The 20884-nt window shown below is 38.8% G+C and carries 19 protein-coding genes; 17 read left to right on the top strand and 2 right to left on the bottom strand.

The window, feature by feature from the left end; translation table 11 throughout:
• Positions 1 to 9: 9 nt before the first annotated feature.
• The 15 genes from truA (at position 10) to BANA01_RS19215 (ending at position 17531) form a co-directional block, all read left to right on the top strand.
• Positions 10 to 747, top strand: a complete 738-nt coding sequence (truA, locus tag BANA01_RS19145) for a tRNA pseudouridine(38-40) synthase TruA (protein WP_034676152.1) — start codon at positions 10 to 12, stop codon at positions 745 to 747.
• Positions 748 to 1002: 255 nt separating this feature from the next.
• On the top strand, positions 1003 to 1440 hold the full coding sequence (rplM, locus tag BANA01_RS19150) for a 50S ribosomal protein L13 (RefSeq protein WP_034676154.1): 438 nt from the start codon (positions 1003 to 1005) through the stop codon (positions 1438 to 1440).
• Between the two features lie 20 nt (positions 1441 to 1460).
• A complete protein-coding gene (gene rpsI / locus BANA01_RS19155) occupies positions 1461 to 1853 on the top strand; it encodes a 30S ribosomal protein S9 (protein ID WP_034676157.1) in 393 nt (130 codons plus the stop codon).
• Between the two features lie 925 nt (positions 1854 to 2778).
• Positions 2779 to 4464, top strand: coding sequence for a serine hydrolase domain-containing protein (locus tag BANA01_RS19160; protein WP_034676159.1), 1686 nt, complete (start codon positions 2779 to 2781; stop codon positions 4462 to 4464).
• A gap of 27 nt (positions 4465 to 4491) precedes the next feature.
• Positions 4492 to 6564 carry a glycoside hydrolase family 3 protein gene (locus BANA01_RS19165; RefSeq protein ID WP_034676161.1) on the top strand — a complete coding sequence of 691 codons (2073 nt, stop codon included), beginning with the start codon at positions 4492 to 4494 and terminating at the stop codon, positions 6562 to 6564.
• Positions 6565 to 6594: 30 nt separating this feature from the next.
• Entirely contained in the window at positions 6595 to 7845 is a 1251-nt protein-coding gene (locus tag BANA01_RS19170) for an exo-beta-N-acetylmuramidase NamZ family protein (protein ID WP_034676163.1), read from the top strand.
• A gap of 315 nt (positions 7846 to 8160) precedes the next feature.
• Positions 8161 to 9243 carry a Fe(3+) ABC transporter substrate-binding protein gene (locus BANA01_RS19175; protein WP_034676166.1) on the top strand — a complete coding sequence of 361 codons (1083 nt, stop codon included), beginning with the start codon at positions 8161 to 8163 and terminating at the stop codon, positions 9241 to 9243.
• A 2-nt stretch (positions 9244 to 9245) separates the two neighbouring features.
• Positions 9246 to 10892, top strand: a complete 1647-nt coding sequence (locus tag BANA01_RS19180; RefSeq protein WP_034676169.1) for an ABC transporter permease — start codon at positions 9246 to 9248, stop codon at positions 10890 to 10892.
• Positions 10889 to 11578 (top strand): ABC transporter ATP-binding protein, encoded by a 690-nt coding sequence (locus tag BANA01_RS19185; RefSeq protein ID WP_052106395.1) that lies wholly within the window; start codon positions 10889 to 10891, stop codon positions 11576 to 11578. Before BANA01_RS19180 ends, BANA01_RS19185 begins: the two co-directional genes overlap by 4 nt.
• A 193-nt stretch (positions 11579 to 11771) precedes the next feature.
• The gene (locus BANA01_RS19190) at positions 11772 to 12788 is read left to right on the top strand and encodes a hypothetical protein (protein WP_034676172.1); all 1017 of its coding nucleotides are present in this window, start codon (positions 11772 to 11774) and stop codon (positions 12786 to 12788) included.
• Positions 12789 to 12868: 80 nt separating this feature from the next.
• Positions 12869 to 13555 (top strand): response regulator transcription factor, encoded by a 687-nt coding sequence (locus BANA01_RS19195; RefSeq protein ID WP_034676175.1) that lies wholly within the window; start codon positions 12869 to 12871, stop codon positions 13553 to 13555.
• The gene (locus tag BANA01_RS19200) at positions 13545 to 14975 is read left to right on the top strand and encodes a sensor histidine kinase (RefSeq protein WP_235847182.1); all 1431 of its coding nucleotides are present in this window, start codon (positions 13545 to 13547) and stop codon (positions 14973 to 14975) included. The genes BANA01_RS19195 and BANA01_RS19200 overlap by 11 nt, the downstream gene beginning before the upstream one ends.
• A gap of 79 nt (positions 14976 to 15054) precedes the next feature.
• On the top strand, positions 15055 to 15498 hold the full coding sequence (locus BANA01_RS19205; RefSeq protein ID WP_034676180.1) for a YbaK family protein: 444 nt from the start codon (positions 15055 to 15057) through the stop codon (positions 15496 to 15498).
• Positions 15499 to 15623: 125 nt separating this feature from the next.
• A complete protein-coding gene (gene cwlD / locus BANA01_RS19210; RefSeq protein ID WP_268875100.1) occupies positions 15624 to 16352 on the top strand; it encodes an N-acetylmuramoyl-L-alanine amidase CwlD in 729 nt (242 codons plus the stop codon).
• A 123-nt stretch (positions 16353 to 16475) separates the two neighbouring features.
• Positions 16476 to 17531, top strand: coding sequence for an Mrp/NBP35 family ATP-binding protein (locus tag BANA01_RS19215; protein WP_034676186.1), 1056 nt, complete (start codon positions 16476 to 16478; stop codon positions 17529 to 17531).
• A 53-nt stretch (positions 17532 to 17584) separates the two neighbouring features.
• Here the strand turns inward: BANA01_RS19215 and gerD are convergent, their stop codons facing one another.
• Positions 17585 to 18151, bottom strand: a complete 567-nt coding sequence (gene gerD, locus BANA01_RS19220; protein ID WP_034676189.1) for a spore germination lipoprotein GerD — start codon at positions 18149 to 18151, stop codon at positions 17585 to 17587.
• Between the two features lie 153 nt (positions 18152 to 18304).
• Here gerD and BANA01_RS19225 point away from each other — a divergent pair, with 153 nt between their 5' ends.
• Positions 18305 to 18988, top strand: a complete 684-nt coding sequence (locus BANA01_RS19225) for a KinB-signaling pathway activation protein (protein ID WP_034676194.1) — start codon at positions 18305 to 18307, stop codon at positions 18986 to 18988.
• 590 nt (positions 18989 to 19578) lie between these two features.
• Here the strand turns inward: BANA01_RS19225 and pdaB are convergent.
• Positions 19579 to 20331 carry a polysaccharide deacetylase family sporulation protein PdaB gene (gene pdaB / locus BANA01_RS19230; protein ID WP_063254303.1) on the bottom strand — a complete coding sequence of 251 codons (753 nt, stop codon included), beginning with the start codon at positions 20329 to 20331 and terminating at the stop codon, positions 19579 to 19581.
• Positions 20332 to 20471: 140 nt separating this feature from the next.
• On the opposite strand from pdaB, the gene BANA01_RS19235 reads away from it, so the two are divergent.
• Entirely contained in the window at positions 20472 to 20702 is a 231-nt protein-coding gene (locus BANA01_RS19235) for a hypothetical protein (RefSeq protein ID WP_063254304.1), read from the top strand.
• The last annotated feature ends 182 nt before the right edge of the window (positions 20703 to 20884 follow it).

Genomic DNA, 20884 nt, shown 5'->3' on the forward strand with positions numbered 1-20884 from the left:
GAGTATATAATGAATCGCTATAAATGCATTATTTCCTACGATGGTTCTGGATTTTCAGGATATCAGGTTCAACCAAATAAACGAACCGTTCAAAGTCAAATAGAAAACGTCTTGGCTAAAATTCATAAAAGCAGCCATGTGAGAATTGCTGCTTCCGGAAGAACGGACGCTGGAGTTCATGCTAAAGGCCAGGTGATTCATTTTGATTCGCCTTTGTCCCTTCCTGCGGAAAAATGGGAATTAGCCATAAACTCAATGCTGCCGGAGGATATATCTGTTCTTTCTGTGGAAAAAGTAGATCCATCCTTTCATGCCCGATTTGATGCTAGTGGAAAAGAATACCGTTATTTTCTATATCAATCGGCAAAAAGGGATCCATTTCAAAGAAATTATGCTTTTCATTACCCTTATGATTTAAATTTAGCCGCCATGAGAGACGCGTGCACCTATTTGCTTGGTACACATGACTTTTCTAGTTTTTGTTCCGCAAGGACGGAAGTGGAAGATAAGGTTAGAACGATTGAGACGATTGAAATTTTAGAAGAAGATGAAAGTCTCTGTTTTCGTTTTGTAGGAAATGGCTTTTTATATAATATGGTTCGAATTTTAGTAGGAACATTAATTGAGGTTGGTTCTGGAAAGCGGCAGCCAGAGGAGATAGCGGAGATACTTGAAAGAAGGGATCGCCGTTATGCTGGAAAAACCGCTCCGGGACAAGGTTTGTATCTTTGGAAGGTACATTATTAAATGAATTTTTAATAACAACACAACCTGGTGTAACATTTTCTTGACTTTTTGCTATAAAGAATTTATTATATTATATGGTTGTGTTTTTAATCCCACGATAAAGCCCCGGAAAGTCTTCATCGTGATTGAAAATATATGAACTTAAAAAATGACGCACAATGGCGTTGCCGTTTATTCCCGGAACAGAATGAACGATAACGGCTTATGATGGTGCGAAAAAATAATCTTTTTGGATTTAAATTAGGAGGGAAATTCATGCGTACAACGTTTATGGCTAACGCCAACAATATCGAGCGTAAATGGTACGTGATTGATGCTGAAGGCAAAACTCTTGGTCGTCTTGCTTCTGAAGTAGCAGCAATCTTACGCGGTAAAAATAAACCAACTTTTACACCACATGTTGACACTGGTGACCATGTTATCATTATCAACGCTTCTAAAGTTGAATTAACTGGTAAAAAATTAACTGACAAAATCTACTATCGTCACACTATGCACCCAGGTGGTTTAAAAACTAGAACTGCTCTTGAAATGCGTACAAACTATGCTGAGAAAATGATCGAGCTTGCTGTTAAAGGTATGCTTCCAAAGAATTCTCTTGGCCGTCAAACATTCAAAAAATTACACGTATATGCTGGCGCAGAACATCCGCACCAAGCACAACAACCTGAAGTTTACGAACTTCGCGGTTAATAAAGAGGGAGGGAATTAACTTGGCACAAGTTCAATATATTGGTACTGGTCGTCGTAAGAGCTCTGTCGCACGTGTGCGCTTAGTTCCAGGTACAGGTAAAATTACAATTAACGGACGTGACATCGAAGAATATATCCCATTTGCAGCTTTACGTATGGTTGTAAACCAACCATTAGTTGCTACTGAAACAACAGGTAGCTACGATGTTCTTGTAAACGTAAGCGGCGGTGGATATACAGGTCAAGCGGGCGCAATCCGTCATGGTATTGCTCGCGCATTACTTACAGTTGACCCTGAATATCGTCCAACATTAAAGCGTGCAGGTCTACTAACTCGTGACCCACGTATGAAAGAACGTAAGAAATACGGACTTAAAGGCGCACGTCGTGCACCTCAGTTCTCAAAACGTTAATTTTCAAACACTCAAAGGCTCTCAACCAAATTTGGTTGGGAGTCTTTTTTTTGTCCACTTTTTCATTTTATGGGGAAGGATGAAGGACAAATCTCAGGAAGGCATTGGAGGATATGTCCTTAATAGGGCGGATGAAAGACAAATCTCAAAGGGCTAGCAGAGGATATGTCCTTAATAGGGCGGATGAAGGACAAACCTCAAGGAACCAGCGGAAGATTTGTCCTTTATAGGATGGATGAAGGACAAATCTCAAAGGGGTAGCAGAGGATATGTCCTTAATAGGGTGGATGAAGGACAAATCTCAAGGAACCAGCGGAAGATATGTCCTTAATAGGATGGATGAAGGACAAATCTCAAGGAGCCAGCAGAAGATATGTCCTTCATAGGGTGGATGAAAGACAAATCTCAAAGGGGTAGCAGAGGATTTGTCCTTAATAGGGGGGATGAAAGATAAGTCTCAAAGGGGTAGCAGAGGATATGTCCTTAATAGGGTGGATGAAGGACAAATCTCAGGAAGGCATTGGAGGATATGTCCCCAACAAGAAGGTTGAAGGACAAACCTCAAGTAAGAGCCGGAAGTTTTGTCCTTAAGAATAGAAATCACAGACAAATCTCAAGAAGAGATCTATCCGCTCATTCAATAGTTTTAGACAACTTGCTTTAGCAGGTTGAAACAGGTATCTTTTTAAAGGATTGTATCTATTCTAATCTTCTTTGAAATGAAATTTTAAAATTTTACTCGTTATTTTAAAAAATAATGCTAACGACGTAATCCTTTTGGCCTGTAAAAGCGGCTGTTATGTGACTTAAGTGGTATAGACGACTGTATATGATTACCTATATGCTTTTACTATAAGTTGTAAACGTTACCAGTATTTTGGTGAACACGGGGAAATCCCGCCTACAATTCAGTCAAGGAGGGCATATGAAAAGAAAAACTCTTATAATAACTGCTGCTTGTACTATGCTGCTGGGGACATCAACTGTATTTGCCAACACTGAACTGCCTTATGGACCCACGATTGAAAAGGAAGAGAAACTCACAATCCCATCTAAGAACCCGCACCCAGCCTTTACATGGAACTCAACTATCATCCCTGTTTCGAGCGTACTTCATCCAAGCTCTGCACGAGGGGCAGGAATGATGAAGGCTCCACTCCAGCAAATTGATCAAATTATGAACCAAGCTATTTCACAAAAATTAATGCCGGGTGCAGTCACATTTGTAGCAAGAGCTGGAAAAATTGTTAAGACTGACGCTTACGGCTATTCAGCAAAGTACACCGATGGTAAGTTCACTGAAATGAAAAATCCAATTCCAATGGAAACTGACACAATCTTTGATTTGGCGTCCATTAGCAAGATTTTTACCGCTACTGCTGTCATGATTCTTTTTGAAAAGGGATACTTCAATCTTGATGATCCAGTTGCAAAACATATTCCTGACTTTGCAGCAAACGGAAAAGAAAACGTAACAATTCGCCAGCTGTTAACTCATACTTCTGGGTTCACTGCTTGGATTCCTTTATATTCACAAGGGAATTCTAGAGATGATAGGTTGAAAGCCGTCTTAAACCAACCATTGAAAAATACACCCGGTACGAAATACGAATATAGTGATCTAAACATGATTACATTAGGGATGTTAGTAGAGCACTGGTCTAATCAGCGCCAGGATGAATTCATCTACGAATATATAACAGAGCCTTTAGGAATGAAGGATACCATGTATAACCCGCCGGCTTCCTTAAAACACCGCATTGCTGCGACAGAATACCAGGCAATTCCTAATCGCGGTCTTGTATGGGGAGAAGTTCATGATGAGAATGCTTGGTCATTGGATGGGGTTGCCGGCCATGCCGGCGTGTTCTCTACAGCAAATGATCTTGCTAAACTTGCCCATATTTTTATAAATGGAGGCGAGTATGGAAGTAATAGAATCTTAAAACCAGAAACCGTACAGTTGCTGCTGGAAAATCAGAATGCAGCGTTCCCTGGTAATGACCATGGACTAGGTTGGGAACTCGGTCAGGGCTGGTATATGGATGCTTTATCAGAAGGTACATACTCATTTGGACATACAGGGTATACCGGGACATCGATTGTAGTAAGCCCTAATAATAAAACAGTAGCGATTTTACTAACCAACCGAGTCCATCCATCAAGAAACATGGGATCAATGAATCAAACCCGTCGTCTATTTGCTAGGAATGTTGCCGACTCCATTCCTGTATCTATTCCTGATAAAGGTGAAGCTTGGTTTGCCGGGTACGGTGACAAGCTTAATCGAGTTATGGAAACTGATCTTAGTTTATCTGAGGATAGCAAACTCACCTTTTCGACATGGCATAGGATTGAGAATGTTTGGGATAGTGGGTCTGTAGAGATTTTTAGAGATGGCAGTTGGCAGCAACTTGCTCTCTTAACAGGCACAAGTAATGGCTGGGAAAAGAAAGAATTGCCAATCCCTAGTGATGCAACAAAATTACGATTTGTCTATCGAACGGATGGATCTACAAATTCACGTGGATGGTATATTCAGAATCCAAAACTAGATTCAGGAAACACTCTTGCCTTTTCTAAAAACGAATGGGAACTAAGAGATTATTAAATAAAGAACCAATTGAGGAGGAGAAACATGCGAAAATTAGTAAAGACAGTATTCACCTCGTTTCTAGCAATCGCACTTTTGTTAACAGGAATTCCAATTTCAGGTGCAGTAGCTGCTTCGGACATTAAAGATTTAGTGATAGACCTAAATGTGCCACAAGTTACACGGGAAGTGACGGATAACAAACTTGCTTTAAACGCGCTTCATATTTATGATGATGGCCGATTTCTGTTGGCCTCTGAAAATTTAAAATGGAAGTCGTCCAATAAGAATGTTGCCTCTGTCTCTAAAAATGGAGAGGTAACATTATCTGGTCACAATGGTAAAACCTTTATATCTGTCAGCGATGGCAGCTATAACGATAGAATATCGATTCAATTCAAAGGAAACCAAGAAAAGGTCATTATAGAAAAAGAAGAAGGCGCACGCTACGATCTTATCGGTAATGCCATCAAGCAGATGAGCATGGAAGAAAAGGTCGGACAAATGCTAATGCCTGATTTTAGAACCTGGAAGGGGAAAAATGTAACGGAAATGAATCCGGAAATTGCCAAGCTCGTAAAGGATTATCATCTTGGCGGTGTGATTTTATTCCGTGAGAATACGGTGTCAGCTGATCAAACAACAAAGTTAGTCAGTGCCTATCAAGAAGCTGCTGAAAAGTACGGACTGTTGATTTCGATTGATCAGGAAGGTGGAATCGTTACACGTCTGCAAACTGGTACCGACATGCCTGGGAATATGGCGTTAGGTGCGGCTAGATCTGAAGAGCTTGCCGAAAAAGTTGGACGGACAATTGGTAAGGAGCTTCATGCACTGGGTATTAACATGAATTTTGGACCGGTGTTGGATGTAAACAACAATCCAGATAATCCAGTTATAGGCGTTCGATCTTTTGGTGAGGATCCTGAGCTAGTTGCTAACCTAGGAAATGCGTATATTAAAGGACTACATGAAACAGGGACTGCGGCGACTGCTAAGCATTTTCCTGGCCATGGAGATACTGCGGTTGATTCCCATGTAGGACTTCCATCAGTACCACATGATATTGATCGTTTGAAGAAGGTAGAATTATATCCTTTCCAGCAGGCAATGGATGCGGGAATTGATGCGATTATGTCTGCACACGTGACATTTCCGAAAATAGACGATACAAAAGCTATTTCTAAAAAGGACGGAACAGAAGTCTCTGTTCCAGGTACGCTTTCCCACAAGATATTAACAGGTCTAATGCGCGAAGAAATGGGTTTTAAAGGGGTTATTGTAACGGATGCCATGAATATGGGTGCAATAGCAGATCATTTTGGTCCTGTTGACGCAGCAATTCGTGCGGTTAAAGCAGGTACAGACATTCTCTTAATGCCGGTTGGAATAGAAGCTGTAGCTAATGGCATTTATGAGGCTGTTGCTTCAGGCGATATTTCAGAAGATAGATTAGAGCAATCAGTTGAGAGAATCTTAACACTGAAGTTAAATAGAGGAATCGTTAAGGCTGAAATGGAAAGGAGCCTCGACGATAAGGTAGCGAATGCACTTAGAGTAGTAGGGTCAGCTGAACATAAAGCAGTTGAAAAAGAAACAGCAGAAAAGTCCATTACTCTTGTAAAAAATGATTCCGTTCTTCCGCTTTCCGTTTCTCCTGAAGATAAGATTGTCGTAGTTGGAGGTTCTGGATTCTCGATTAATTTGCTTGCAAATGAGGTTAAAAAGCACCATGCTGGCGCCGTTTATATCAATGCTTCTGATAAACTTACTGAAGCGCAGTTAGCACAAGTACAAGGTGCGAAATATATCATTGCAGGTACCTACACTTCTAGTGTTAGTGGCAGAGCACAAAACGCTAGTCAAATGGTGATGACAAGACAACTCATAGAGACTGGAGTACCTGTTATCGCTGTTGGGGCAAGAAATCCATATGACATTATGTCCTACACAAATGTAGACGCCTACCTGGTTCAATATGGTTTCAGACCAGCAAGCTTTGAAGCAGCAGCAAACACCATTTTTGGAAAGAACAATCCAACTGGAAAACTTCCAGTTACACTTTATAACCATGATGGTAGTGTATTATACAGTTTTGACCACGGGTTAGGATACTAGGCAGGGAATAAATAAAGAGGAGGGATAGTTTTGAAAAAGTGGCTTACAGGTTTATTGGTTCTCGTTTTATTACTATCTACGGTTTCTGCAGCAATGGCCAAGAACGATAAAGAGAAAAAGAATAAAAAGTTCCGTTTGGGTGTTGAGGTTTTGTTGCAGGATGAAATAGATTTGATTAAGGATAAACGCGTAGGGTTGATTACTAATCCAACCGGAGTAGATCAAAACGTTACGAGTATCGTAGATTTACTCTTCAATAACCCCGATGTGAACTTGACTGCTCTTTATGGTCCAGAGCATGGTGTACGAGGAAGTGCACAAGCTGGTGCGTACGTTGAACAATATACGGATGAAAAAACAGGACTTCCTGTTTACAGCTTATATGGAAAGACCAAGAAGCCGACACCTGAAATGTTAAGCAATGTTGATGTATTGCTATTTGATATTCAAGATGTCGGAGCACGTTTCTACACATACATTTATACAATGGCGTTAGCTATGGAAGCGGCAAAAGAGAACAATATTCCGATTATCGTTCTTGATCGTCCAAATCCAATCAGCGGTACAAAAGTCGAAGGGCCTGTACTTGAGGATAAGTATTCTTCGTTTATCGGTGAATATCCGATTCCTGTCCGTCACGGGATGACCGTGGGGGAATTGGCGAAGCTATTCAATAGTGAATTTGGGATTGGAGCCGATTTAACAGTAGTGGAAATGGATGGTTGGAAGCGGAACATGTATTTTGATGAAACGCCATCAGAATGGGTCCTTCCGTCACCAAACATGCCGACATTAGAAACGGCTGTTGTCTACCCAGGAGCTGCTCTAATTGAAGGAACCAATGTGTCGGAGGGACGAGGAACAACCAAGCCATTTGAATTGATTGGGGCACCGTTTATTAATAGTGACAACTTAGCGGCCAAGTTAAACTCTTACAAATTACCAGGCGTTACATTCCGTGCAGCATCATTTATTCCGACATTTTCAAAACATGCAAATGTATTAAGTCACGGAATTCAAATTCATGTTACAGACAGAAACTCTTATAAGCCGTTTGAAACAGGATTGTATATCGTAAAAACAATCCATGATATGTATCCAAATGATTTCCAATTTAGAGCACCAAGTGCAGCCGGAATCTCCTTCTTTGATAACCTTGTCGGTAATGGCTCCATCCGTGCTGATATTGAAGCTGGCAAAAGTATTGAGGAAATGAAAGCAGCATGGCAGAATGGTTTAGATGAATTTAATGAGATTCGTGAGAAATATCTATTATATTAATATGGATTAAGAGGCCACCAATTTTTGGTGCCTCTTTTTATTGCTATTTACCCTTCAAGAAATAAAGCACATAACAGGAATACAATTAGTTTCCCCATATCCTAAATAAGTGATTGTGGTGCTCCTATGTTCACACTCATATTTCATAGACTCTCAATCATTTTAATTGAGAGTCTTTTTTAATTATTCCCTGTATTTTTTGAAAAATCCAAAAGATGCATTGACAATGATAATCGTTATCAGTAAACTAAAGGTAATTGAAAATGGTTATCATTAAACGACAAAATATTATCTATTGAAAAGGGGAAACAAAAAATGTATATAACAAAATGGTTTAAACCTGTGATGGCTAGTGCAATTCTTGCCGTAGGTCTGGCTGGCTGTGGCTCAAACCAAAACAGTTCGGATTCAGATAAGGAAACAACGAAAAAGACTACAACAAAAAACGAGGTTGTTAATGTTTATACTGCCAGACATTATGAGGCAGATGATGAAGTATATAAAATGTTTACGGAAGAAACAGGGATTAAAGTAAATGTTGTAAAAGCGGAGGCAGAGGAATTAATTGAACGTTTAAAGCGTGAAGGGGAAAGCACACAAGCGGATTTATTTTTAACGGTGGATGGAGGAGTTCTGGCTAATGCAAAAAAGAATGACATCCTTCAGCCTGTAACCTCAGAAGTAATAGACAAAAATGTACCGGAAAATTTAAGAGATAAAGAGGACTTCTGGGTAGGAATGGCAACAAGAGCACGAGTTATTGTTTATGCGAAAGACCGAGTAAAACCAGAAGAATTATCTACATATGAAAACTTAACAGATGATCAATGGAAAGGTAAGGTTCTTGCACGTTCATCAACAAGCCTATACAATCAATCGTTACTCGCTTCTTTTATTGAACTAAATGGTGAAGAAAAAGCAGAGCAATGGGCTGAGGGAATTGTGAAAAACTTTGCCCGCCAGCCTGATGGCGGTGATCGTGACCAGGCAAAGGCAATTGCAGCTGGGACTGGTGATGTAGCCATTATGAACACTTACTACGTTGGTTTACTAGCAAATTCCGAAGATCCGGAAGAAGTGAAGGTTGCCGAAAGTATCGGAGTGTTTTATCCAAACCAAGAAACGAATGGTACTCACGTTAATATCAGTGGAATTGGATTAACAAAACATAGCAAAAATAAAGAAAATGCGGTTAAATTAATTGAATATATGACAGATGTGGAAGCACAAGAATATTTATCAGCAAACAACTATGAGTTCCCAGTTAACCCAAAAGCAAAACAGCCTGAATTACTTCAATCATGGGGAGAATTCAAAATGCAGGAATTAAATTTTGAAACCTTGGGTGAACATAATGCAAAAGCAATCGAAATCTTTAATAAGACAGGTTGGAAATAAAGATGAAACTTGAAAGTGTTAAGCGCTATGCAAAAAAAGAGCTTAACGGATGGTGGATTATCAGCTTAATAGGGGCAGCAGTTATTCTGTTGCCCATCCTTTACGTTTTCTTAGAAATATTTCAAGAGCCAAATGAAAATTGGTACCAAATTCGCGAGTATTTATTGGGGAATTATGTAATAAACACCATAATCCTGGTTTTCTTTACCGGGATTCTTACTATTTTTTTAGGAGTTACACTTGCTTGGCTGACTTCAGCGTATGATTTTCCGTTCCGTAAGTTTTTTCGCTGGGGATTAATCCTCCCACTTGCGATTCCGCCTTATATTGCAGCGTATACCTACCGAACCATGCTGAGTTATACAGGCATCGTTCAAAGTACATTACGAAATCAATGGGACGTTCAAATTAATCCTGAACTATTATCATTTTCCTCCTTACGTGGGGCAATTTTCGTTTTTACGATATTTTTGTTTCCATATGTCTATATTATTGCTAGAGCATTTTTGGAAAGCCAAAGTTCATCATATATTGAAAATGCAAGACTACTTGGAAGAAAGCCAACGGCAGTATTTTTTAAAATCGTGCTTCCGCTTGCTAGACCAGCCATTATAGGTGGAGCAGGATTAGTCATTTTTGAGGTGCTGAGTGACTACGGAGTTACCAGCTATTTTGGAATTCACACGATTACTACCGCAATTTTTCAAACATGGTTCGGTATGTATGATGTGGATACAGCTATGCGGCTCGCTGCTTGGCTTATGTTTATCATCATTGGAGTATTCATTTTAGAGAGATTGCTTAGACAAAGAAAGAGATACCATCTAAGTAATAAGTCCAAACCGCTTGTTCCTATTAAATTAAAAGGTGTACCAGCTGCAGCAGCTTTTATGTTTTGTACTATTGTATTATCTTTAGGATTTATCATCCCTTTATTTCAACTAATTGCCTGGGCTGGGTTGACGTTTGATAAGGTTTGGGACATATCCTTTTTTACTTTATTGACTCAGACAGTTTCTATAGCAGCAATTTCTACAGCCATCATCATTATTGTTGCTACTATCATTGCGAATGTATGCCGATCAAAATGGGCATTTCCATATATATTGTCAAAAGTGATTACTTCTGGTTATTCAATACCTGGTGCTATTATTGCTATTGGTGTATTAGCTGTCTTCATACAACTTGATGAAACACTGGCACCGCTTTACTCCTATATGGGGCTCGGGGATGCACCGTTACTTTTAAGCATGTCAATTGTAATGCTGATTGTTGGTTACGTTATTCGTTTTATGGCTACAGGGTATAATGCGGTTGAAGTGGGTTTTGAAAAGATAGGTACGAAATATACCGAGGCCTCTAGATTACTAGGCCATGGAATAACGAAAACGTTTTTTAGAGTGGAATTACCATTAATTAAAGGCGCACTATTCAGCGGCTTTATTTTAACATTTGTTGAAATTTGTAAGGAATTGCCCTTAGTATTGTTATTAAGGCCATTTAACTTCGAGACATTGGCGACCAAAACTTTTCAATATGCAAAAGATGAGATGATTCATGAGGCAGCAATTCCTTCCCTGATGATTATCGCGATCAGCACCATGTCTGTAGTTGTTTTTCATTTGATAGATAAGAGGGTGAAAAAATGAAAATTTTAGAGATCAAGGGGCTGACTTTTTCATTTACGAAATCAAAGGAACCTGTCATTAACGATTTTTCTTTTTCTATGAATAAGGGCGAGATTGTGGGTATCTTAGGGCAAAGTGGGAGTGGAAAAAGTACACTGCTTCGGCTGATTGCAGGACTGGAGATACCAAATAAAGGTGCTATTCATATAGCAGAAGCTCCAGTAGTGACTGAAAAGCTATTTGTTCAGCCGGAAGATCGGAGCGTAGGTATGGTCTTTCAAGATTATGTCCTGTTTCCGCATATGACAGTAAAGGATAATCTCCTTTTTGGGCTCGTGCGTACGAGCAGAAATGAGCGTAAATCACGTCTGAAAGAAATGCTCGAGCTCGTTCAAATGGAAGAGTTTGAGCTACGATATCCTCATGAATTGAGCGGTGGACAGCAGCAACGAATTGCTTTGGCTCGTGCACTTGCCCCACAGCCTAAAGTGCTGTTAATGGATGAACCTTTTAGTAATTTAGATTCCGATTTAAAAGACTCAATCAGGTTAGAACTTCGCTCAATCCTGAAAAAAACCGGTATCACATGTATTTTGGTTACACATGACCGCAATGATGTAGAGGCAATCTGTGATCGTAGTATTTCAATGAGCCGTATAGGTGATGGAAATGTATCCTCTATTGAAAAGCGTATTAGAATAAAGTAGATATTGAAATAAACTTCACAAGGAAAACCCTTCAATTATGCAACATAAAAAGACACTCATCCAATATGGTTGAGGTCTTTTTATGTTTAGAAAAATATTTTCATTTGACATCCTCCTGACTTATTTGGGCGTTAAAGTAATTGTACAAGGTTCAGCAAGTACATGAGCCTGCTAAAATCAGGAGGTAATTTAAATGAAAAAATCTGTATGGGGGTTAACGGTTGCAGGTGTCTTATTGCTAGGAGGTTATGCAACTACCACGCTTGCAAACGATGACACAACGAGCAGCACGGGTACAAAGGTTGAAAATATGATAAAGGGCTTTAAAGGCATGATGGGTTTTGGGCATATGGGTATGGATTCAGAAGAACTATTGGCCCAAGCAAAGAGCTTGGGAATTGAAACCAGCGGCAAAGACGCAGAAACGTTAATGGAGGAAATCCAAGCAGCACGTATAAAGCAGGAAGCGAAGGATTTAGGTATCAAGACAACTGATAAGGATATTAATACTCTTGCAAAAGAAGTACAATTAGCCAAATTGCAAGAGAAAGCTAAGGCATTAGATATTAAGTCAGATGGAAAGGATGCACGATCACTGCTTCAGGAAATCCGCTTAGCTGAGCTTCAAAAAGAAGCAAAAGCACTAGGAGTAACAACTGATGGTAAAGATGCAGAAACATTAATGAAGGATATTAGACAAGCTGATCTGAATAAGAAGGCAAAAGAGTTAGGAATTACAACTGAAGGGAAAGATTTAACCACATTAACACAGGAAGTATATACCGCAACCATTAATAAGGAGGCAAAAGAACTAGGTATAAGTGTAGAAGGAAAGGAAATGAACGAAATTGCCCAAGAAGTTTACAAGGCAAAAGTATTAGCGGACGCAAAGGAATATAATATTACGATCGACGCAAAAACGATTCAACAGATTGCTGATGAAGTGCGAGATCAAAAAATAGCAAAATTAGCAAAAGATTTGGGAATCGCTGCTACGGATAAATCAACACAAGAAATAATAAGTGAAATAGAAAAAAAGGATGCTGCGAAGTTAAAAGAACTACTCGGTAATGACTCATTCGGAATGTTTGGCAAGAGAATGGGCGGTCCAGGTCATAGAGGCGGTGGACATGGCGGCGATATGCATAAAGGCGGCGAAGGGCAACAAGGAGTAGGTGGCACCGCTCTTAGTAGCAATATGGGAGTTTAAACTATATTAGTCAAAATCCTCGGTATATTCCACCCGAGGATTTTCTAGTATAGTTAAAGAGATTGGAGGTTGTTTAAGTAATGAAAACCATTTTGGTTGTTGAAGATGAACAGACAATCTCGAGAGTGTTGGCTGTTTACTTACAGCATGCAGGCTATCATGTCGTACAAGCCTACGATGGAGATGAAGCATTGCGTTTATTTCATGAAAATTGTCCAAATCTTGTATTACTTGACGTTATGCTGCCAGGTAGAGACGGCTGGAGTATTCTGGAAGATATTCGAAAAATTAGTGCCTGTCCAGTGATTATGCTAACCGCTCTAGGGGATATTGATTATCGTCTTAAGGGATTAAATCAAGGAGCAGATGATTATATCACAAAACCATTTGTTGGTGAGGAAGTCATAGCACGTGTGAATGCTGTGCTGCGGCGTTCAGCAAATGTTCTTGATACAGAAAACAGTAAGCAGTTTGGCAGTTTAAAAATAAACCTTGATTCTCATGTTGTAACTATCAATGGAGAAGTGGTTATTTTAACACCTAAAGACCTCAGTTTGCTTATCTTTTTAGCAGAAAGGCCAAATAGAACCTTTACAAGAGACGACCTTATCGAAAGTGTCTGGGGAATGGATTATGAAGGCAGTGATCGTGCTGTTGATTTAGCAATAAAACGGATACGGCAAGCATTGTGTGAATGGCCAGTCTCGCAAGGCGAAATACGTACCCATCGGGGATTGGGGTATCAATTCTGTGTTTATGAAAAATAAGAAACGAACAACATTACTTACGTATTGGACAACAAGATACCTTGTTACGCTAATTATTGGATTAGTCCTGTTAGGTGCCGGATCTTTATGGTGGATTCAAAAAGCCACCTTGGAGAATCGCTTGAAGTTAATGGAATATTTAGCGGTTGAAACTGCAAACCGAGTAACTCAATCAAATGGAATGATGGAGGTTGATCCATTTTTCAATCGTATGCTGGAGGAACGAGCTAGAGTCCTTCAATTGGAAAAAGAGCCAGAGCTATTCATCACAAATTTAAAGGGAGAAGAGATTTTTTCAAGACCGCGGCATATGAACCCTGGACGAATGGGGCCGCGGAATCAGAACAAAATTGAAATTCCCGGTGAGGTTTTTGAGAATAAAGAAACCATACAAAGGCTCGATGTAGAAGATATCGGTGTCATGTATGCTGTCAAATCTCCGATTATGAAAAATCACGACCAAATTGGCTGGGTTGTGTTAATGCAAAGCGGAGAGGAATTGTCAGAGGTTAATCAGGAATATCGTCTATTATTTATTTTATTAGGAGGCTTAGGATTATTAGGTTGGCTTGTGATATACCTGCTCTCGAAGAAAATACTAAGGCCGATCCAAGATGTTGCACATGCGGCGGCGCAAATCAAAGAGGGGAATTATGAGCTTAACTTAAATTTAGAATCGAACGAACAGGAAATTTATGAACTCGTCAGTTCCTTTGCGGAGATGACGAAGCGCCTGAGCCAGCTTGAAGAACTTCGTGCTGAATTATTAGCGGGTGTTACACATGATCTAAAAACACCTGTAACCTCCATTAGCGGACTGATCCAAGCAGTGCGTGATGGAGTTGTCACGGGTGAGGAAAGGGAAGAGTTTCTGGATATTACACTCAAGGAAGTCACTCGGCTCCAAACCATGATTGCAGATTTATTAGATTTTAATTCCTTAGCTGCAGGGGCCTTTTCCATCAGACTAGAAAATCACAACTTGAATGAGCTTATAGAGAACATTGTCCGTGCATGGGCGGTCACACAGCCTCAACCGATTGATTATCAAGTCAATGTGCCTAATGAAACCTTGTACCGGTACATCGATCCATTGCGGTTACAGCAAATCATGATTAACCTGTTAAACAACGCCTATCAATCAATTGATGGCCAGGGTTCAATAATAGTAAGGCTGACAGATTGCGGTATTGACATATTAGATACGGGATCTGGAATTCCAGAAGAAGAACAGCCTTATGTATTTGAAAGATTTTTCCGTGGTGAAAAGAAAAAATTAAAGGTAAGAGGTCTTGGTTTAGGTTTGCCTTTCAGTAAAATGCTTGCAAAAGCCCTTGATGGAGATTTAATTTTATCAGAAAGCAGCAACAGGGGAAGCACGTTTTCAATTATTTGGACTAAAGACGACAAGATTCAATAAAAATTGGCAATTGAAAACGCTGATGAATTTGAATTTCTTATGCCTATAGGATGAAGAATAGTCCTAAGAGGTGAAAAGAGTGACTGTCATTACTACCTTTAAAGAAAAGCGTCGCGATAAACAAATCAAATACGAGCGGTCCGTTTTAAAGGACTTGTCTGTTAAAATGTTAAAAGAACGGGTGCAGCAATATTTTGGCTCATCCAGAATTGCGTCAACTTTTATCATGAATACAGGCATTGAAGAAGCCTGTTATGATGTAGCATTAGAAGCTTACTTATTAGGAGCTAAATTTAGCAAATTTGGTTATTACGGTGAAAATATAGATGATGTTCGAAAACGTTGTTATAGAGAAGAGAAGCATTTAATTGATACGCTCTACAATTTTCTCCTATATTGGGGAAATGGTGAAGAAGGGACCATGAGTGAAACCCTTTATTATTCCTGTGAGGGGTATATTGATACCTGGTGGAAAGAAGGGTATGAAAAAGCTCAGCGACGCCGAAAGCTGCGATTGCATTAATCAAATGGCATATTCAAGCACCAGGATTAGCGATAATCCTGGGTTTAACATTTCTTCCTGTTCTAAACAGTCCCCTTGTCCCATATAGTAAAGTGAATAGGGACGAGCGGGAAGGAATGATTTGGGTGTCAAAGAAAAAATTTAAGGTCATTGGTTTCTCAGTTGGTTTACTTCTGTTATTTTTGATCTTACAATATGATTTTGTTAAAGAGGATACGTGGGGCGATTCTTGGAATCTCCCGTTATCCGGCAAAATCATTTTACTCGATCCTGGCCATGGCGGTCCAGATGGTGGAGCAGGAAATTCCAAAGTGTTAGAAAAAGATATTGCCTTGGATATTTCATTAAAGGTCAGAGACTATTTACAAGAACAGGGAGCCTTAGTGGTCATGACCCGTGAAACAGATAAAGATCTAGCTGATGAAGGAACAAAAGGATACAGTAGGAGAAAAGTAGAAGATTTAAAAAAACGTTTAAAAATGATAAACAATTCCGATAATGATTTTTTTGTCAGCATTCACTTGAACGCTATTCCTTCTTCAAGATGGAGTGGAGCGCAAACATTTTATGCTCCTCATTTCAAAGAAAATGCCAAAGCAGCAAAATTCATTCAGGATGAACTGATTGTTAATTTAGAAAATACAACGAGAAAAGCGAAGCCTATTAATTCCGTCTATATTTTAAAAAATGCTAAAAAGCCTGGGGTGTTAGTGGAGGTAGGCTTCCTTTCAAATCCAAATGAAAGAGAGCAATTAAAGAAGGAGGCCTACCAGGAGAAAATAGCAGCTTCCATCTATCAAGGTGTCCTTCGATATTTCACCAATGAAAAGGAATTAAAGATCGAGGATGAATAAAGGTGTCTAAACACCTTCTTTTTTTTGAAATCATAGTGGATGTGATTCATTTAACTGCTTCTAGAAAAGAATATGGTATACTGAAAACTGGAAACGAATTCATAAGGTGAGGTGTTTGTTTACATGTTAACAGAAATAAAAGTCCGTGAAGTACTAGGCAGCTTAAAAGAACCATTTTTACATAAAACGTTAGATGAATTAAATGCAATAGAAGAAGTAAAAATCAAAGAAGAGAAAAGCCATGTCAGCGTAAAATTACAGATTGCGAAAACTGGAACCGCTGAACAATTACAGCTTCAAACACAAGTGGTTAATTTGCTGAAAGAGGCTGGTGCCCAAACGGTTGGAATCCGTTTTAGTGAACTGCCTGAAGCGGTATTAGCGGAACACCGCGCTAATGCAAGTGAATCAGAAGACAAGGGATTACTTTCTTCTAATAAAACAACTTTTATCGCCATTGCTAGTGGTAAGGGCGGGGTCGGTAAATCCACCGTCTCGGTTAACCTTGCCGTGGCACTCGAGCGACTAGGTAAAAAAGTTGGATTAATTGACGCAGATATTTATGGTTTTAGTGTTCCGGATATGATGGGAATTACCAAAAGACCAGTTGTCAGAGGAGAAAAAATTCTTCCTGTTGAACGTTTTGGGGTAAAAGTCATTTCCATGGGCTTTTTTGTAGAAGATAATTCTCCGATCATCTGGCGCGGGCCGATGTTAGGGAAAATGCTAAATAGCTTCTTTAATGAAGTCGAATGGGGAGAAATTGAATACTTACTATTAGACCTGCCTCCTGGAACAGGAGATGTCGCATTAGATGTTCATACGATGCTTCCTGCTTGTAAAGAAGTGATTGTAACCACTCCACACCCAACTGCGGCATTTGTTGCGGCACGTGCTGGGGCGATGGCATTGCGTACCGATCATGAGATTTTAGGGATTATCGAAAATATGGCTTACTTTGAAAGTAAACTGACAGGTGAAAAAGAATATGTATTCGGTAAAGGCGGCGGAGATAAATTAGCCGAGGATTTAAACTCAGAAGTGCTTGGCCGTTTACCGCTCAATCAGCCTGATTGGAATGACGAGGATTTTGCGCCATCAATCTATCAAGAAGATCATAAATTAGGAAAAATTTATCTAGAGATTGCGGAAAAAATGACAAGTCGTTTAAATAAATAAAAGAATGCCTCTTCCAACCGCGGAAGAGGCATTTTTTTGAAATCCCAAGCTCTTTATTTTTTCTCTTCTTCTTTCTGTGTTTCCTCAGCGGCTTTTAAGAGTAATTCCTGCATTTTTACTTTAAAAAGAGGGCTTTCAAGTGTTTCAGAGATAACGGTTTGAAGATGTTCTCGATATTCTTTGCTTTTTAGCGCATCTGCCATTTCTTTCTGAATTTCTGGTTCTTTAAAAACCTCTATCATCATGGCTCTATACTCAGGATCTTTCATTAAATCCTTTAAAAGTTTTTCATTCTCGGATCTCATGTTTTTTGCTACGCCCTCTGCGAATTTGGCGTCACTAAAGGTTTTCTTCCAAAATTCTGTCGCAGCATCAGAGGTTAGGGTTTGCTGAATGGTATCAGACACCACTTTCTGGTCCATTACTAGCGTTTCTTTCATTTTTTCATCAGACATAACCTCTTGTAGTGCTTTCTTGCCGTCATCTGTTTTAAGTATATCAACAACCATTTTCTTTGTTGCTTCATAATCTATTTGATCTCCACCGCTAGCTTCAGGAGAAGCACAACTAGACAGAAGCATAGTGATCAGCAAGGGGAGCATCAGCTTTTTTGCTTTCATTTAAAAAAGCTCCTTTCACATAATAGTCCTTAATTTTTAGGATGAAGAAAAGCACCTTAGATTATGCGTAAAGAAATTGAAAAGATGGATTTTTTATATTCGGATTGGTACAATCAGTATGGTATTTATTTTTTGTTATTGGAGGATAATTGTGTGACGAGTCGTATTTGGGTCAGGCTGTTTATGACTACGCTTTTAATTGGCGGAATTACATCAGCAATTGTAGGTTTTATTATCAATTGGAATGAATATGTGCACTATTTTATCGATTTTCGCGTGATCAATATATTATCTGCCCTTTTTTGGTTTATTTTATGGGGCATTCTTTATAGTGTGGTTAGTCAAATGGGCTTTTTCGCCTACTTAACGGTTCACCGTTTTGGTTTAGGTATTTTTAAATCCGTTTCACTTTGGAATGGAGTTCAAGTTATATTAATTCTATTTGTGTTATTTGACGTTGTATATTTGCGCTATGAGACCTTTGCAAAAACAGGGGAAAGCCTCCTATCATATATCGTGCTGGCAGCCTTGCTGCTAATTCCTTCGTTAGTTACTGCTTGGTTTAAGGCGAAACAAACCAATCGTGAAGCATTTATTCCAGCACTCTTTTTCATGATTGTTGTAACTGTTATAGAATGGTTCCCTGTGTTACGAGTAAATGAACCTAGCTGGGTTTATTTAATGTTGTTTTCCTTATTAGCTTGTAATGCGTATCAACTATTAATTCTTCATAAACTAAATATGCAGTCCCAGCAGCATAGACAAAGTAAGCAATCTTCTTCTAGTAATAAAAAAACAAAATCTCCGAAAAAATTAAGCAAAAAAACCGTCCATTAAAATTTAGAGGTTCAAACAATATAAAACACATAAAAAAGCGCACTTGAATTCACATTATAATTCATAGTGCGTTTTTTCTTGATCGTGTGAATGTTTGTGATTTAGTACGTGTTGCAAAATGATGGTCCCCTCAACGCATCTAAATGAGGTTTGCTTGGTTAGGAAGGCTTATTCTTAATTGAGTAACCAGTGATTTTAAGCGGAGATTTTTCGGTTAGACTGCAGAACAGAGCCCGTTCGGTGTATATAAGCGGAGATTTTTCGATAAAGCAAGGCAAAATTTCACATTTCCATATATTCGTGTCGATAGTCGGAATCCTTCCGTCTATTTAGGCATTTTCAGTGATATTTCCCAATTTAGTAGAAATTCCTCCGCTTATTTATCAAACTTGATTTAGCAGCTATTGAACTTGTGCAACTTTGGGGTGGTTTCTTTAAAAAAAGCTTAGAGATATTTGCATCTCTAAGCCTTTTGACTGTGGAATGTACTTTGAAGCTGATGTGATTTGCTATTTGATTTGTCTATGATTTACCGTTTTGCACCATACAAGTATACGCTTTGTAAAATTAGTGAGCGGTTTTCGTTTATATTATTTAATTTCCCTTGACTCAACAACGCCATTAGCAATTAGCTGTGATACTGTTACTAGTTTAAGTCCCTTTCCCTGCAAGTCTTGAATGATTCCTGGTAAAGCATTTGCCGTCTGTTTAGCTGAATCTGAGGCATGGAGAAGAATGATATCTCCTTTAGCAGCCTTCTTTACATTCTCTTGTATTTGCTTTACCCCAGGGTTGGTCCAATCCTTAGAATCTACACTCCAATGAACCATCGTGTACCCATATCGTTCCGCTATTTTTAAGGAACGTTGATCAAAATGACCAGTAGGAGCCCGTAGAAGCTTGATGTCCTTAATATTTAACTTTCTGAAGGCTTCCTTTGCTTTTGAAATATCCTTTCCGATTTTCACATCTTCTAATTCTGTATAATCTTCATAGGCATACCCAAGAATCCCAATTTCGTAACCTTCCTTGACAATCCTGCTAACTATATCCGGATGCCGCTCAGCCCATGAACCAGCTAAAAAGAAGGTTGCTGCTTTGACGTTTTCCTTTTTTAGTGCATCCAAAATGGGTTCTGCTTTTTCATCACCCCAACCAATATTAAAGGTTAGAGCTATATCCTTTTCCCCGCGATAGACAGCTTTAGGACCGTCCTTTGTTGAAAAAACTGGAGATAACGAGAGATTTCCCATAAATAAAAACAATGCGGTAAAAAAAGCAGCGACTACAATCAAAATGGTTTGTTTTACAGATCTACTATTTAATACAAAAAAGAAATTCATATATACCACCTCGTCCATTGCTATCCTTGTCTCATACCTATGCGTATTTTTAAATTAATATGATTAAGAAAAAAATAATTATAAATTTTACTAATTTGGAAAAGACTACTATAACTACATAATTCGTAAAGGATGATTCAATGTTTGGGCTTCTCATAAATGAAAAAGAAGTAAAAGAAATGGAATACCTGATTAAGCGAGAGATGGATGAAATCTTATTTGATTTAAAAGATAATCGTATTGACCATATAGTAAAGCGCGCAATGGAAGAGCGGTATAAGATTTTATTTACCCTATTTAAAAGAGTAGCCTCACCAAATGAATGTCTGAAGTACATGAGAAGAGATAATAAAAGCAGGAAGAAAGGATAAATATCTCTTAAAAAAAAGAAAGAATTAATTTAAAATAGTGTGTTGACTTTTGAATCATATGTTGGTATATTAATAAACGTCGCTGCTGACGTAAATAAATAACTCGAAAAAAGTTATTGACTTTACATGTTGGCTATGATAAATTAATAAAGTCGCTTTTAGGTGACACAGTGAATTTGTCC

It is taken from the genome of Neobacillus niacini NBRC 15566, assembly GCF_001591505.1.
Lineage (GTDB): Bacteria > Bacillota > Bacilli > Bacillales > Cytobacillaceae > Neobacillus > Neobacillus niacini.

Bases quoted from the DNA above. Each gene is read 5' to 3' on its own strand.
- rplM (WP_034676154.1), top strand. From the start codon at position 1,003: ATGCGTACAACGTTTATGGCTAACGCCAACAATATCGAGCGTAAATGG.
- BANA01_RS19215 (WP_034676186.1), top strand. From the start codon at position 16,476: ATGTTAACAGAAATAAAAGTCCGTGAAGTACTAGGCAGCTTAAAAGAA.
- BANA01_RS19195 (WP_034676175.1), top strand. From the start codon at position 12,869: ATGAAAACCATTTTGGTTGTTGAAGATGAACAGACAATCTCGAGAGTG.
- truA (WP_034676152.1), top strand. From the start codon at position 10: ATGAATCGCTATAAATGCATTATTTCCTACGATGGTTCTGGATTTTCA.
- BANA01_RS19160 (WP_034676159.1), top strand. From the start codon at position 2,779: ATGAAAAGAAAAACTCTTATAATAACTGCTGCTTGTACTATGCTGCTG.
- gerD (WP_034676189.1), bottom strand. From the start codon at position 18,151: ATGAAAGCAAAAAAGCTGATGCTCCCCTTGCTGATCACTATGCTTCTG.
- BANA01_RS19185 (WP_052106395.1), top strand. From the start codon at position 10,889: ATGAAAATTTTAGAGATCAAGGGGCTGACTTTTTCATTTACGAAATCA.
- BANA01_RS19180 (WP_034676169.1), top strand. From the start codon at position 9,246: ATGAAACTTGAAAGTGTTAAGCGCTATGCAAAAAAAGAGCTTAACGGA.
- BANA01_RS19190 (WP_034676172.1), top strand. From the start codon at position 11,772: ATGAAAAAATCTGTATGGGGGTTAACGGTTGCAGGTGTCTTATTGCTA.
- pdaB (WP_063254303.1), bottom strand. From the start codon at position 20,331: ATGAATTTCTTTTTTGTATTAAATAGTAGATCTGTAAAACAAACCATT.
- BANA01_RS19200 (WP_235847182.1), top strand. From the start codon at position 13,545: ATGAAAAATAAGAAACGAACAACATTACTTACGTATTGGACAACAAGA.
- BANA01_RS19235 (WP_063254304.1), top strand. From the start codon at position 20,472: ATGTTTGGGCTTCTCATAAATGAAAAAGAAGTAAAAGAAATGGAATAC.
- BANA01_RS19175 (WP_034676166.1), top strand. From the start codon at position 8,161: ATGTATATAACAAAATGGTTTAAACCTGTGATGGCTAGTGCAATTCTT.
- BANA01_RS19165 (WP_034676161.1), top strand. From the start codon at position 4,492: ATGCGAAAATTAGTAAAGACAGTATTCACCTCGTTTCTAGCAATCGCA.